Annotated in this window: 15 protein-coding genes; 11 read left to right on the forward strand and 4 right to left on the reverse strand. The window is 43.2% G+C overall.

Annotated elements, in window-relative coordinates; translation table 11 throughout:
• Positions 1 to 3: 3 nt before the first annotated feature.
• Positions 4 to 873 (reverse strand): FliM/FliN family flagellar motor switch protein, encoded by an 870-nt coding sequence (locus tag ACRN9H_RS07700; protein ID WP_432313170.1) that lies wholly within the window; start codon positions 871 to 873, stop codon positions 4 to 6.
• 1,025 nt (positions 874 to 1,898) lie between these two features.
• Here ACRN9H_RS07700 and ACRN9H_RS07705 point away from each other — a divergent pair.
• Genes ACRN9H_RS07705 through ACRN9H_RS07735 form a run of 7 tightly spaced genes read left to right on the forward strand, consistent with a single transcriptional unit; the run spans position 1,899 to position 8,693 of the window.
• Complete coding sequence (locus tag ACRN9H_RS07705) at positions 1,899 to 3,209, forward strand: sigma-54 dependent transcriptional regulator (RefSeq protein WP_432313171.1); 1,311 nt, start codon at positions 1,899 to 1,901, stop codon at positions 3,207 to 3,209.
• A 28-nt stretch (positions 3,210 to 3,237) separates the two neighbouring features.
• Positions 3,238 to 3,576 carry a flagellar hook-basal body complex protein FliE gene (gene fliE, locus ACRN9H_RS07710; protein WP_432313172.1) on the forward strand — a complete coding sequence of 113 codons (339 nt, stop codon included), beginning with the start codon at positions 3,238 to 3,240 and terminating at the stop codon, positions 3,574 to 3,576.
• Positions 3,577 to 3,588: 12 nt separating this feature from the next.
• Positions 3,589 to 5,250, forward strand: a complete 1,662-nt coding sequence (gene fliF, locus ACRN9H_RS07715) for a flagellar basal-body MS-ring/collar protein FliF (RefSeq protein ID WP_432313173.1) — start codon at positions 3,589 to 3,591, stop codon at positions 5,248 to 5,250.
• 16 nt (positions 5,251 to 5,266) lie between these two features.
• Positions 5,267 to 6,253 (forward strand): flagellar motor switch protein FliG, encoded by a 987-nt coding sequence (locus tag ACRN9H_RS07720; protein WP_432313271.1) that lies wholly within the window; start codon positions 5,267 to 5,269, stop codon positions 6,251 to 6,253.
• On the forward strand, positions 6,253 to 6,963 hold the full coding sequence (gene fliH / locus ACRN9H_RS07725) for a flagellar assembly protein FliH (RefSeq protein WP_432313174.1): 711 nt from the start codon (positions 6,253 to 6,255) through the stop codon (positions 6,961 to 6,963). The genes ACRN9H_RS07720 and fliH overlap by 1 nt, the downstream gene beginning before the upstream one ends.
• The gene (locus ACRN9H_RS07730) at positions 6,941 to 8,290 is read left to right on the forward strand and encodes a FliI/YscN family ATPase (protein ID WP_432313175.1); all 1,350 of its coding nucleotides are present in this window, start codon (positions 6,941 to 6,943) and stop codon (positions 8,288 to 8,290) included. The genes fliH and ACRN9H_RS07730 overlap by 23 nt, the downstream gene beginning before the upstream one ends.
• Complete coding sequence (locus ACRN9H_RS07735) at positions 8,268 to 8,693, forward strand: hypothetical protein (RefSeq protein ID WP_432313176.1); 426 nt, start codon at positions 8,268 to 8,270, stop codon at positions 8,691 to 8,693. Before ACRN9H_RS07730 ends, ACRN9H_RS07735 begins: the two co-directional genes overlap by 23 nt.
• A 71-nt stretch (positions 8,694 to 8,764) precedes the next feature.
• On the opposite strand, the gene ACRN9H_RS07740 is transcribed toward ACRN9H_RS07735, so the two are convergent.
• From ACRN9H_RS07740 to flgA, 3 genes are all read right to left on the reverse strand, one after another.
• Positions 8,765 to 9,220, reverse strand: coding sequence for a flagellar protein FlgN (locus tag ACRN9H_RS07740; protein WP_432313177.1), 456 nt, complete (start codon positions 9,218 to 9,220; stop codon positions 8,765 to 8,767).
• Positions 9,210 to 9,494 carry a flagellar biosynthesis anti-sigma factor FlgM gene (gene flgM, locus ACRN9H_RS07745; protein ID WP_432313178.1) on the reverse strand — a complete coding sequence of 95 codons (285 nt, stop codon included), beginning with the start codon at positions 9,492 to 9,494 and terminating at the stop codon, positions 9,210 to 9,212. The genes ACRN9H_RS07740 and flgM overlap by 11 nt, the downstream gene beginning before the upstream one ends.
• A 104-nt stretch (positions 9,495 to 9,598) precedes the next feature.
• The gene (gene flgA / locus ACRN9H_RS07750; protein ID WP_432313179.1) at positions 9,599 to 10,336 is read right to left on the reverse strand and encodes a flagellar basal body P-ring formation chaperone FlgA; all 738 of its coding nucleotides are present in this window, start codon (positions 10,334 to 10,336) and stop codon (positions 9,599 to 9,601) included.
• A 95-nt stretch (positions 10,337 to 10,431) separates the two neighbouring features.
• Here flgA and flgB point away from each other — a divergent pair, with 95 nt between their 5' ends.
• Genes flgB through flgE form a run of 4 tightly spaced genes read left to right on the forward strand, consistent with a single transcriptional unit; the run spans position 10,432 to position 13,081 of the window.
• On the forward strand, positions 10,432 to 10,782 hold the full coding sequence (flgB, locus tag ACRN9H_RS07755) for a flagellar basal body rod protein FlgB (protein WP_432305922.1): 351 nt from the start codon (positions 10,432 to 10,434) through the stop codon (positions 10,780 to 10,782).
• Between the two features lie 8 nt (positions 10,783 to 10,790).
• Positions 10,791 to 11,207 (forward strand): flagellar basal body rod protein FlgC, encoded by a 417-nt coding sequence (gene flgC / locus ACRN9H_RS07760; protein WP_432313180.1) that lies wholly within the window; start codon positions 10,791 to 10,793, stop codon positions 11,205 to 11,207.
• Between the two features lies 1 nt (position 11,208).
• Positions 11,209 to 11,871 (forward strand): flagellar hook assembly protein FlgD, encoded by a 663-nt coding sequence (locus tag ACRN9H_RS07765; protein WP_432313181.1) that lies wholly within the window; start codon positions 11,209 to 11,211, stop codon positions 11,869 to 11,871.
• A gap of 22 nt (positions 11,872 to 11,893) precedes the next feature.
• Complete coding sequence (gene flgE, locus ACRN9H_RS07770) at positions 11,894 to 13,081, forward strand: flagellar hook protein FlgE (RefSeq protein ID WP_432313182.1); 1,188 nt, start codon at positions 11,894 to 11,896, stop codon at positions 13,079 to 13,081.
• Positions 13,082 to 13,086: the final 5 nt, after the last annotated feature.

Raw genomic sequence — 13,086 nt, forward strand, 5'->3', positions numbered from 1 at the left:
GTTCTAGTCCTCGAGTTGATATATATCTTGAGTTAATTTTGCGACCATCTGCCCCTCATGAGTATGCACAGATGCATGAAACAGAGGTGTGTTGCCTATGGAGAGTTGTGTTTTTGGGTATAAGTTAATCGGTAAAATATCTCCCACTTTCAATTGACTTAAACACTGTACCGGAATGCTATGTTGGCCTAACGTCAGTTGAATTTTAACGGGAAGATTTTTGAGCCAGATAGCTAATTTAGCGGGTAAATCAGCACTGACTTCGGATGCTTTAGGTTGTTCAGCCAAATACCCTAGTAATTGTTCTGTCAAACAAAACTGCATAGGAGGCGTTTGTGGCTCATTAGTGAAATTAAACGACCACACAGCAGATGCATTGAGCTCCATCTGACTTTTTACTAGCTCTACTTCAAGGTTGCTGCTATCGATGGCGCTTCTAGGAAGCTCATTGACGACAGAAAGTAATAGTTTTTTAGCAAGCCTAAATTCAGACTGACTTGGGCCTCTTAAAGGTGAGCTTAATGGGGTTGATTGACTGCCGTAGTAGTAACTGGCTAATTGATCGAGCGTACAACGGTCAATGCGCCAATACCCTAATATCGTTTGCTGATGCTTTAAAATGAACCATGAATAATAATGTTCAGGGGTAATAGGTTGTCTAGCTTCAACTAAGCTCGAGGTATAAATAGCAGGGTGCCCTTGCCTTAAAAGCGGCGCCAAAATGTGATTAATAGCATCAATTAACGGGCGATGTAATAAAGCAAGTTGCTGTAATAACCGTGTTCTTGCTAGTTTTTCTTGTACCAGCATTATAGGCCTAATTTGTTCATTAGAACTGGATTTTATAAGCCTAGCTTTAGCGGTTATTTTCATTTAATTTTCCTATTAAGGCATTCGTTTGTCGAGTAAGTTGCAGTGGTGTATTGTTTGGCAAAACAATTCTCATGTATGCCAACGTCGCAGATAAGTGCGCGTTGTGATACTGGCATTTTACTTATAGATAAGTATTGGGTGACCTTGTTAATTCAGGTAGTGAATACTTTCTTGGTAATGACTAATAGAAATTGCCTAGTTTAAAACGGTGGGAATGATAAGGTAATAAGTATCAAATGTTCAATAATAATTATCATAAATGCGTAGATACCGACCAATTAAATTGTAAATAGATTTTGTTGTATGAAAAATGTTACTTTATTTTAACTGAATTTAATTCAAAAACAGGATTTTCATAAATCAAAGTGTCAAAAAATAGTTATTTAGATGCTATTTTGACGGACGGCTTATTATTGACAAGCTAAAAATTAGCAAAAGGAAACGTAAATTCACACTTACTTGGATTTTTTAACTTATTGATTCTATTGGTTTTGGTTTTTTGTTGTTTAGGTTGTGCTAAACAAAGACGTTTTAAAACAATATGTTATGTTATATGGTGTTTTTTTGTTTTTATCATTGGGATATGTCATTGTGTAATTATATTTGGTATAAGTCTGTTTTAAATTATCAATGTTTCTAATTAGCGGTCGGCACTTATTTATTGGAGTGTTAGTTTTTCTGTTTTACGCCATTTTGATATTGTATTTTTATTTTTATTTAAAAGTAGCGCTAGATCACACTTGAGCGTCTATTGTTTTAATGGAGCGGTTATATGTGGTTAAAATAGCAGCTCTCAGTTTATTGCAATAATTAAACGCCTGTTTAAATTAAGATGGAACTCCATTCTAGCTTGAATGCTGTCGCGGAAGTATTACTTCCTGTGGCCGCTTCCGTGTTTGTTGTTTTTATAATGACTTCTATTTAATAAATGGGATTCATCAACTTTATATAAACGAATGTTGATATTTGCCTAAATCTATTTAAAGGCGTGATGTTATGTGTGGGCAACGAAAGGAAATAGGTGCGTGAGTGGTTTAAGTATTCGGATTGAAGGATTAAACATCTCTGCGGAGCTTGCATGTATCATTACGCGTGACGATTTTTGTCTGTGGAACGATGCTATGGGTTCTCCTTGGCTCACGATCGTTAACTTATCCAATTGTAAGCCTTGCGATGTAAAATCTTATCTTGCGCGCTTTTCTTGTCGTAATATTCTCGCATTATTAGCGCCAGAACAGGGCGAGTTGGCTGCTGCGGCCATGCGTGCCGGTGTTCAAGATTATTTACTCATCCCGGTGGAAACTGAGCAGCTATTAGCCTCTATTCAACGATTGCATCGATTAGAGTTACCTGATTCCAGTTTGATTGTGTCGGCATCTGTTAGTCGGCAATTATTAATGCTGGCTCATCGCGCAGCAACAACTGAAGCCAGTGTCTTATTACTGGGTGAAAGTGGAACTGGTAAAGAGCCATTGGCTCGCTATATTCATCGCCATTCTTCACGAGCGCACAAGCCGTTCATTGCGATCAACTGCGCCGCAATTCCTGAAAGTATTCTTGAATCTGTCTTATTTGGTCATGTAAAAGGCGCCTTTACGGGAGCTATTTGTGATAGAGCAGGGAAATTTGAACAGGCTAATGGCGGCACTCTATTGTTGGATGAAATAGGTGAAATGCCGCTGCCGTTACAGGCTAAATTACTCCGAGTTTTACAGGAGCGTGAGGTTGAACGATTGGGCGGTAATAATATGATCTCTTTAGATATAAGGATTATAGCATCGACTAATCGCGACTTAAGACAGGCAGTTGATCTTGGGCACTTTAGAGAGGATTTATTTTATCGTTTAGATGTTCTACCGTTAAAAATTTCACCTTTAAGAGACCGTAAAGCTGACATCTTACCCCTAGCTGAACATTTCTTAAATTTGTACCGTCAGACCGATAGCCAGAGTGAATGCTATTTTAGTGACCATGCAGAGCAAGCACTCATTTCCTATGATTGGCCTGGCAATGTGCGAGAACTAGAAAATTGTATTCAACGGGCTTTAGTGATGCGTCGGGGGCTGGCTATTCAAGCTGTTGAGCTTGGGCTAACCCCCCAAGAAGAAATCCTTGAGATCGAGAGAGTAGGCTCAACTGAAGGGCTCAAGGCTTCGAAACAGCATGCCGAGTTCCAATATATCATTGATGTCCTTAAGCGTTTTAATGGTCAGCGAACGCTGAGTGCTGAAGCGTTAGGTATGACCACTAGAGCCCTAAGATATCGACTTGTGCAAATGCGGGATGCGGGTATCGATATTGAAATGTTATTACAACTAGCGGGTCGTGCTGCTTAGAAAATACTGCAAGTAACAGGAATTTTATATGTCTAATGGAGCGATTGTTAGCTCAAATATGTTAATGGAAACCTTAAGCCTTCAACGAGAAGTCGCTAAAGGGGCAATTAATATTACGCCAAACCCTACTGATAATGGTATGGCTTATGGGTCATTTACTGCCCTTATGAAGAGTAAAGTGTCGGCAGTTAACCAAGATCAAAATCAATCTTCTATGTTGATGGCTGCTGTCGATAGTGGCAAGAGTGATGATCTCGTAGGTGCTATGGTGGCTTCGCAAAAGGCCAGTTTGTCATTCGCAACTATGCTTCAAATCCGTAATCGTCTTGTGCAAGCATTTGACGATGTAATAAAGATGCCTGTCTAAGGAATAGTGTGAATGTCTACCACTTTTGTTCAATCTGGTCAGGGTATTAGGACCGAGTCTTCGTCAGGGTTTATGGCGGGTATGACTCAAAAATGGCATCAGTTTACCCGCGGAGATCGCCAGGTCATTGCGTTAGCACTATTGGCAGTAATAGTTGCGAGTGTGATTGTATTGATGTTGTGGACCTCAACCGCCGGTTATCGTCCTCTATATGGTAACCAAGAGAATGTTGATACTTCTCAGGTGCTCACTGTATTAGACGCAGAAGGGATTGATTACCGTCTTGATGCCAGTAGTGGTGCGGTATTGGTTGCCGAAGAGCAAGTGGGCAACGCCCGTATGCTATTAGCGGCAAAGGGAGTCAAAGCGAAAGTGCCTTCAGGCATGGAAGAGTTAGAGAATACCGCCCTTGGTACTAGCCAATTTATGGAACAAGCTAAGTATCGCCATAGTTTAGAAGGTGAACTCGCTAGAACCATTATGTCATTGAAGTCAGTTCGTGCCGCGAGAGTTCACTTAGCGATACCGAAAACAAGTTTGTTTATTCGTCAGGAGCCTGAGTTACCAACCGCCTCGGTGATGCTGCAGTTAGACCCCAATACGAGCCTTACAGAATCGCAGGTAGAAGCGATTGTTAATTTGGTGGCTGGCAGTGTAACGGGACTCACGGTAGGTAATATCAAGGTTGTTGATCAAGATGGGCGCTACTTAAGTGAAAACATCTCTGGTAATCAAGATCTGAGCCAGTCAAGAAACAAGCAATTACAATACACTCGTGAACTTGAGCATAATTTAGTCGCCAATGCGTCTTCGATGCTTGAGCCTGTTCTTGGGCAAGAAAACTTCCAAGTACGATTGACGGCAAAAGTGAATTTTAATCAGGTTGAAGAAACCAAGGAATCACTCGACCCTCAAAGTGTCGTGACTCAAGAACGCACAAGTGTCGATGGAACGAGTAACACTATTGCCGCAGGGATCCCTGGCGCGTTAAGTAATAAGCCACCTGAAGCAGGTCCAGTCGCGGCCGATGATAAAACGAATAATTTAAAGCAAGAAGAGAGTCGTCAATATGATGTTGGTCGCTCTGTTCGCCACGTACGTTATCAACAAATGCAGCTCGAAAACCTGTCTGTGTCGGTGCTGATTAACAGTGCCGCTGGTCAAGGTGGTTTTAATGATGAAGCGCAACTGGTTAAGTTTGGCAACATGGTGAAAGATGCCATTGGTTTCTCGGCAGCAAGAGGGGACTCCTTCACCATTAATGCGTTTGAATTTACGCCTACTGTCGTCCCTGAAATTACACCGTCGCCTTGGTGGCAAGCTGAGCACTATCAATCCTATTTACGCTATCTCATTGGTGGCATCTTAGGCATCGGACTGATTCTATTTGTATTGCGCCCGCTGGTTAAACACTTAACCCGTACAGCTCAAGTCATGGCGCCACGGATTGAACCTGTCGCGTTAGGTACTATCGGTGCTGTCGAAGGATCAGTTCATGCGGCAGCGGAAGCACAACAGCTACCGAGTGCTGACTGGTTAGGTAGCCAAGGTTTACCTGAACCAGGATCGCCATTGACGGTAAAAATGGAGCATTTAGCGATGTTAGCCAATAAAGAACCCGCGCGCGTTGCAGAAGTAATAGCACATTGGATAGGCGATAAAGACGGTGAATAATTCAATCGAAATTAAAATGGACAATTATGCCCAAGCGGCCATGTTGTTGTTGAGTATGGGCGAGGAAGGTGCCGCTATGGTTATGGCGCACTTGGATCGTAACGATGTGCAGCACTTAAGTCATAAAATGGCTCGCTTATCGAGTATTACTCAGCAAGAAGCCGAAGCGGTATTGAGCCGATTTTTTCAGCGTTATAAAGAACAGTCTGGTATTGCCAGAGCATCGAGATCTTACTTACAAAAGACGCTTGATATTGCATTAGGCGATCGCGTTTCTAAAAGCCTTATCGACAGCATTTATGGTGATGAGATTATTGTGCTGGTTAAGCGTCTCGAATGGGTTGACCCTCAATTACTCGCCCGCGAAATCACTCACGAACATTGTCAGTTACAAGCGGTATTGTTGGGGTTATTACCGCCAGAAAGTGCGGCTAAGATACTGAAAATGTTACCACTAGAAAGCCAAGATGATGTGCTGGTACGTATTGCCCAGCTTGGCGAATTAGATCGTCATGTGGTTGAAGAGTTACGACAGTTGGTTGAACGCTGCATGCTGATGGCTATGGAAAAAAGCCACACTCAAGTTGCAGGCATAAAACAGGTTGCAGATATTCTTAACCGTTTTGAGGGCGATCGTGAGCAGCTGATGGAAATGATCAAGCTGCATGATAAGCAAATGGCTATCGATGTGACCGACAATATGTTCGATTTCATTATTCTTGGACGTCAAAAGCAAGAGACCTTGCAAACTCTGTTAGGGCAAGTACCGCCAGAAACCTTGTCGCTGGCATTAAAAGGCATTGACCTTGAGCTCAAAGATTCACTGTTAAATGCACTGCCTAAGCGGATGTCATCTGCCATTGAAACGCAAATTGATGCACTAGGCGGGGTTCCTGTGAGCCGCGCGAGTGGTGCGCGTAAAGAAATCATGGAACTGGCGAAACAATTAATGCAAGAAGGCGAAATTGAATTGCAGTTATTTGAAGAGCAGGTTGTTGTCTAATGGAAAACAAATATTCTCGTTGGCGCCTAAATCCGCATCTTGCTCGTCGCTATCGTTTTCCGACTTTACATGAAGCGGTTGATTCAAGCATCAATGCTGGCAGTGATTTTCAAAGTTATCAGCAAGCATTTGATGAAGGCTACGATGAAGGCGTGCTTCAAGGTAAAAATGCGGGTTATCAAGCGGGTATCGAGGAAGGGCGTATAGCGGGACATGCTGCCGGTTTTCATCAAGGTAAGCTCGATGGACAATCAGCGGGTAAAACCTCTATTGATGAACAACTTAATAGCTTGATTGTACCGCTCGGTGCATTAAGAGAGCTATTAGAAGAAGGGCATACGAAGCAGGTTCGTGAGCAGCAAAGCTTGATCCTAGATTTAGTGCGCCGCGTTTCACAACAAGTGATTCGCTGCGAGTTAACACTCCAGCCGCAACAAATTTTAAAATTAGTCGAAGAAACCCTCAGCGCGCTACCCGATGACCAAAAGGATGTAAAAATCCATTTAGAACCGAGCGCCGTGGTTAAATTAAAAGAGCTCTCAGAGGATAAAATCAGGGGCTGGAATCTTATTGCCGACAGTAGTATTTCAGCCGGTAGTTGCCGCATTGTGAGCGATAAATCCGATGCTGATGCTTCAGTTGAAACTCGGCTCGATGCCTGTATGAAGATGGTAGAAACAAAATTGAATGAGGCTGATATTGGAGCCTGATCTATTTCGAGACAATTGGCCGCAAGTTCCGGTAGCTCGGGTATACGGACGACTTATTAGGGTCAATGGTCTCTTACTTGAAGCCGTTGGATGCCAGCTGGGTATGGGTGACCGTTGTCAAATTGAAGGGCGTAATGGCCGTTTAATTGAAGCGGAAGTCGTTGGCTTTTATAAAGACGTACTGTGCTTAATGCCGATTGAACCCACTCAAGGTTTAATGCCTGGGGCAAGGGTGCTGCCCATCACGGCAGAACAAACTATTGCTATTGGTGATGGTTTGCTTGGTCGTGTGCTGGATGGGCTTGGGCAGCCATTGGATTCATTAGGCGAGTTAACCGATGTAACACTAGTTCAGCAATCCCACACCAGTTATAACCCTTTGTTACGCCAACCTATTCGTCAGCCACTGGATGTGGGTATTCGTGCCATTAATAGCTTATTGCCGATTGGCAGAGGGCAACGGTTAGGGCTATTTGCCGGCTCTGGTGTGGGTAAAAGCGTATTGCTCGGCATGATGACTCGCTTCACTGAGGCCGATGTTGTTGTCGTAGGTTTGATTGGTGAGCGTGGCCGTGAAGTTCGCGAGTTTATTGAAGAAACTCTCGGTGAAGAAGGGCGTAAGCGTGCCGTGATTATTGCAGCCCCCGCAGATACCACACCGCTAATGCGATTGCGTGCTATGCGGCTTTCACATGCGATTGCGTGCGCGTTTAGAGACCAAGGTAAACAAGTGTTGCTATTGGTTGATTCATTGACGCGTTATGCTCAGGCGCAGCGTGAAATAGCACTGAGTTTAGGTGAACCGCCCGCGACCAAAGGGTATCCACCTTCGGCATTTGCACAACTGCCTAGACTTGTCGAGATGGCCGGTAATGGTGAGCATCCCACGGGAACACTCACCGCTTTTTATACCGTCTTAGCCGAGGGCGATGATCAACAGGATCCTGTGGCCGATGCTGCCAGAGCGATTTTAGATGGACACATTATTCTCAGCCGTAAATTAGCCGAGCAAGGGCATTTCCCTGCTATTGATATTAATGCCTCTGTGAGTCGCTTAGCCATGCAGGTAGCAAGTTCTAGCAGTATTGAGCAAAGCCAGATTTTTAGACATATTTTAAGCCGTTACAATGAAGTCAGGGATTTATTGCCTCTGGGAGGCTATCAAGCGGGTCAAGATCCAGAAATGGATCTTGCGGTGCGGGTATATCCTGAAATGGCCAAATTTTTACGCCAAACGACCCAAAGCAAAATTAATCTTGCCGAGAGCCTAGCCCAATTAGAACAGTTGATGGGAGTGATGGGATATGAGTCAGCATCATCTGTCTAAATTATGCATTCAAGCTGAAAAAAAATTAGCACAGCTAGGGCAAAAACGACAAGATTCCCACTTAAATGTGCAGCTAAATCAGCAGCAGCATCAAGCATTATCGCAGATGATTTCCGCTTATCGAGGCACTAAAGAAGGGACAAATGTTTTACTCTGGAAAAATGCTTGCGGTATGGTGCAGGTGCTAGAGCCTATGCAGGTGAAGTTAGCTCAAAAAAGTGAGTTTCTTCAGCAAGAGCAATTACGTATTGATAGGTTGTGGCAAAAGCAATTAGGGCGTCAACAAGGTCTTAGATGGTTTGAAAAGCAAACTCATTTGCAGAATGAAGCGCGAGTGGCCCGGCGAGACCAATCAGTTCTTGATGATATGGCAGGTTTTTATTACAAAAAGAAAAATGTATAAATACTGAGCGCCCACTTTGACTGCGCTCACACTGATGACGTGATTCTATAACACGACATCATGCGAGCAAATTACCGATTAGCGCCATAATCAATTTCAGTATGCTGCACATCGTTATTAAGGATGCGGTTAATGGTTTCTTGCTGTAATACCAGTAGCTTACCATTGGTTTCATTAGCCGCTTGGCTATCTTTGACTAATAGCTGCAAATTATCCCATGAGGTTTTTATTTGCGGTCTTAGGTGATCTGGCAGCGCAGTAATTAAGCGTTTCATGCCACTATTGTCATTATTGAAACCCAGAGTAGCAAGATTTTCGCTGCGCTGTTTCGCTCTTAAGGATAACTTATCGCATAGCGCGGTTTGACGTTCGTTATGGATAATGAGTGCATCATTATCTCGACGTTGCATGAGTTCGCGCTGGTATTTGAGCATTGCCTTTAACTGGCCGTATCCATCCAGATCTTGGCGAATATCACGAATCAAACTTTGAACCAGTTCGCGTTTATTGATTAGATTATTTTCCATGCTGCGTCAGTATTTTATCCGCTATTTTATCTAACATTATTTCAAAACTGCCATTGCTTAGCGCGTTGCGAATACTGGCTACTTTGTCCATATCAACGTCAGAAACACTCTGCAATGTTTGTTGAGCTTGCGCTAACAGTTTCCAATCATTACTTATATCTTGCTGTTTTGATACAGATTGCGTTTCCGTGTCACTGTTCTTTTTGTGCGCAGTCACACTTTTGTTGGTATTGAACTCAGTGTTCACTGCACTACTAATTTTATTAATTTCCATAGATGTTCACCGTCATAAATGGTTTGATACTAGATAAAAGCGACTTAAATGACATTTTTCTGAAATAAATTTTTCATTTATTTCATGGCACATCTGTTTTTCATTTAAAAGCGCGTCTCAACTCGACCTTTAGCTATAGGATAAGCCGTAATAATTTTGCCTGAGCTGCTATTTTTAACTCTGATCGCCTCCCCTTTTTTACCCGCATCCATCGCAATACCTATCATATTGGCATAAAAAGTATTGCTTACCGCCTCAATAATCACCTGATCTCCTATGTTGACTAACAAAGGAATACTTAAATTTTGTGTTCTTATTGGTTTGTTTTTTCTGATTTTTCGAGCAACAGCCTGCCCTAAAATATGCTTATCATCGGTAATGATATCTTGATCGGAAGCGGTCAATGGCAGCATTTTCCACTGCAGATTTTCTGCTGTAACAATGTCATCTCTATCGAGCGTTTTATTGGCTACCGGTATGTAGGCGCTAAGGGAAACTTTCGCGCGGACATAGAGCGACCAGCCTTCAGATGTGCAACTGACCTTACGTTGAACTCTACCAAAAGGGAGGCCCTTCGGCGCGTCGATTTTTAGTGTGGTACTACAGGCTTTAAATTTATGGGCATTTGAAGGGACTTGTAATGAGATTTTTTTACTGATCTTTTTTATTTCTTGCGACTGTTGCCATTGACTGATTTCAGCGGTAAGCGCGCTGGTCATTTGTTGAGATATTTGAGCGGTTGCCGTGTTCTGCCCCTTTGCCTGCACATTGAGCGGAAGTAACCCTATGCTCAAAAAGAGGGTGAGGGAAAATGCCTTTCCGTTCATAAATAGCGTTTTCATTTAACCAACTGTTTTATAATGATAAATATATTGGCATGCTAATTGTAAGCGTGTAAGCCATCGATTTTATTGGACATACATTACTAGGAGTTGAGATGGCTATCAACCTTGATAAAGCATTAGGAATACATCCTCAAGCGCTCGATTTTAGAGTGGAGAGAAGCAAGGTATTAGCGAGCAATCTAGTTAACGCCGAAACTCCTGGATATAAAGCCAGAGATCTCGATTTCAAAGCTGCGATGCAACACGTCGAGGCTGGCATGCCGATGGATCAACAGTACGACCTTGCTTATCGCATGCCTTACCAAAATTCTGCGGATAATAATACCGTAGAGCTTGGTAAAGAACAGGCGAGATATTCACAAAATGCGATGGATTATCAAACGAGTTTGACATTTTTAAATATGAAAATAGCAGGTCTAAAGTCTGCCATTGAAGGACGTTAGGAGCTTATATGTCATTTGGTGATATCTATCAAATCGCGGGCGCAGGTATGAACGCCCAAACCATTCGTTTGAATACGGTTGCCAGTAATCTCGCAAACGCAGGCACAGCCGCGGCCACTCCAGATGAGGCATACCGCGCATTAAAGCCGGTATTTGCAACGATTTATGATTCAACACAACAAGGCGCGATTGGCGCTTCTGTTGAAGTGAGTGACATAGTGCAGGCCGATGCCCCATTAGATATGCGTTATGAGCCAAATCATCCCTTTGCTAATGAACAGGGTTATGTTGCTTATTCTAACGTCAACACGATTGAAGAAATGGCTGACATGATGGCCGCAAGTCGTTCATTTGACACAAGTGTAGAAATTATGAATCGTGCGCGTTCTATGCAGCAAGGTTTATTGCAACTAGGGAATAAGTAGCATGGAATTGCCTCGCACTGGTACCAATGCCGTTCAGAATCCAGCAGGTGCATTAAATGCTCCCGCTAATGATGCAGCATCATTAAAGAACGAATTTATGACGTTAATGATTGCGCAAATTAAGAATCAAGACCCCACTAAGCCGCTTAATAGTGCCGAATATATTTCACAGTTAGCGCAATTCTCGCAGGTCGAAAGCTTAGAAGGGATGCGTGCAAACCAATCGAACCAAATGATCATGATGGAGAATTTGGGGATCGTGCAATCAGCATCATTAATCGGCAAGAACGCTATGGTGCCAGTGTCTGAACTTCAGCTCGATAATGAAGCCGTCGAGGGCAAGATTTATCTAGAAAACGCCGTAGAAGCATTAGATTTGGATATTGTGGATGCACAAGGTCAAGTGGTTCACACAATACAACTGGGCGCTCAAGGTGTGGGCGATATTCGCTTTACCGTTGACCCGCAAGCATTTGGCTTAACGGCTGGAAAATATGAGCTAAAAGCCAAAGCAACAGTGGGTGAGAATACGCTCGTTGCGCCAACGTATATTAAGGCTCCCATAGAGAGAATCCACTTTTCGAGTGCATCAGGCATGATGATGGCCGAAATGGGCCATGGCGTGGGCGTTGTCTCGGTACTGAATATTTCTGAAGTTTCGTAACTTATTTTTATAGGATATTAACATGTCATTTAACATAGCTTTAAGTGGATTGCAGGCGACAACCCAAGACCTCAATACCATTAGTAACAATATTGCCAACGCATCAACTAATGGTTTTCGTGGTGGTCGCAGTGAGTTTGCTTCTATTTATAACGGCGGTCAGGCCGGTGGTGTTGGCGTGATGTCAACAACGCAGAACTTCTCTCAAGGTGGTAGCTTAACTTATACCGGCCGTCAGCTGGATATGGGTATTCAAGGCGAAGGCTTTTTTGTGCTAAAAGGATCGGATGGCGGCGCTATGTACGCCAGAGCAGGGATGTTCCACAAAGACAGCGAAGGCTTTATTACTGACCCAGTCGGTAGTCGTTTACAGGGTTATTCTGTTAATGCAACGGGACAATTACAAGCGGGTAATGTGGGTGATTTACAGGTGCGGACGGGTTCATTACCTGCTAAATCAACCACTAAAGTCGGCTTGGTTTCTAACTTAGATGCGAGAGTTGAACCTATCGCCGTCGCTTTTGATCCTAAAGATATTAATACTTACCATTCTATTGGAACCAGTAGCGTGTATGACTCATTGGGTGCAGAACACGTTGTGACTCAATATTATGTCAAAACAGCGGCTAATGAATGGACGGTAAACTACACCCTTGATGGTGCTGTCCTGCCAGATACCACTCAACTGACATTCGATACCAATGGTGTGTTAAATCCAGCTACCACTAAGCAATCACTCGACCTCACGTTGTCAAATGGTGCCACCAATCTGAAATTTGATATCGATTTTGATAAAAGCACCCAGTATGCGGCTAAATATAACAACTCTAGTTTATCTCAAGATGGTTACACCTCTGGTGAGTTAAAAGGTGTGCGTTTAGATGATAACGGCATGCTTTATGGCACATATACTAACGGCCAAGACCAATTACAAGGTCAGGTAGTGCTTGCAAACTTCAGTAATCCAAACGGTTTATCAGCGGTGAGTAATAATGCGTGGGTTGCCACTAATACCGCTGGTCAAGCAATTACGGGCGCACCAGCAACCGGCACTATGGGCACAGTTACGGGCGGATATTTAGAAGGCTCGAACGTGGATACAACGGCCGAAATGGTTAACCTCATGACAGCACAGCGTAATTATCAATCTAACGCCAAAGTGCTTGATGTTAACTCTACCATGCAGCAAGCACTACTGAATGCGATTTAAGCAGG

Origin of the sequence: Shewanella sp. MF08487 (assembly GCF_050848685.1) — a bacterium.
GTDB lineage: Bacteria > Pseudomonadota > Gammaproteobacteria > Enterobacterales > Shewanellaceae > Shewanella > Shewanella glacialipiscicola.

What these genes read in the sequence shown, in the direction of transcription:
- ACRN9H_RS07700 (WP_432313170.1), bottom strand. Translation starts at nt 873, where the DNA reads ATGAAAATAACCGCTAAAGCTAGGCTTATAAAATCCAGTTCTAATGAA.
- fliF (WP_432313173.1), top strand. Translation starts at nt 3,589, where the DNA reads ATGTCTACCACTTTTGTTCAATCTGGTCAGGGTATTAGGACCGAGTCT.
- flgA (WP_432313179.1), bottom strand. Translation starts at nt 10,336, where the DNA reads ATGAAAACGCTATTTATGAACGGAAAGGCATTTTCCCTCACCCTCTTT.
- flgB (WP_432305922.1), top strand. Translation starts at nt 10,432, where the DNA reads ATGGCTATCAACCTTGATAAAGCATTAGGAATACATCCTCAAGCGCTC.
- fliH (WP_432313174.1), top strand. Translation starts at nt 6,253, where the DNA reads ATGGAAAACAAATATTCTCGTTGGCGCCTAAATCCGCATCTTGCTCGT.
- flgE (WP_432313182.1), top strand. Translation starts at nt 11,894, where the DNA reads ATGTCATTTAACATAGCTTTAAGTGGATTGCAGGCGACAACCCAAGAC.
- flgC (WP_432313180.1), top strand. Translation starts at nt 10,791, where the DNA reads ATGTCATTTGGTGATATCTATCAAATCGCGGGCGCAGGTATGAACGCC.
- ACRN9H_RS07735 (WP_432313176.1), top strand. Translation starts at nt 8,268, where the DNA reads ATGAGTCAGCATCATCTGTCTAAATTATGCATTCAAGCTGAAAAAAAA.
- ACRN9H_RS07765 (WP_432313181.1), top strand. Translation starts at nt 11,209, where the DNA reads ATGGAATTGCCTCGCACTGGTACCAATGCCGTTCAGAATCCAGCAGGT.
- flgM (WP_432313178.1), bottom strand. Translation starts at nt 9,494, where the DNA reads ATGGAAATTAATAAAATTAGTAGTGCAGTGAACACTGAGTTCAATACC.
- ACRN9H_RS07740 (WP_432313177.1), bottom strand. Translation starts at nt 9,220, where the DNA reads ATGGAAAATAATCTAATCAATAAACGCGAACTGGTTCAAAGTTTGATT.
- fliE (WP_432313172.1), top strand. Translation starts at nt 3,238, where the DNA reads ATGTCTAATGGAGCGATTGTTAGCTCAAATATGTTAATGGAAACCTTA.
- ACRN9H_RS07730 (WP_432313175.1), top strand. Translation starts at nt 6,941, where the DNA reads ATGAGGCTGATATTGGAGCCTGATCTATTTCGAGACAATTGGCCGCAA.
- ACRN9H_RS07720 (WP_432313271.1), top strand. Translation starts at nt 5,267, where the DNA reads ATGGACAATTATGCCCAAGCGGCCATGTTGTTGTTGAGTATGGGCGAG.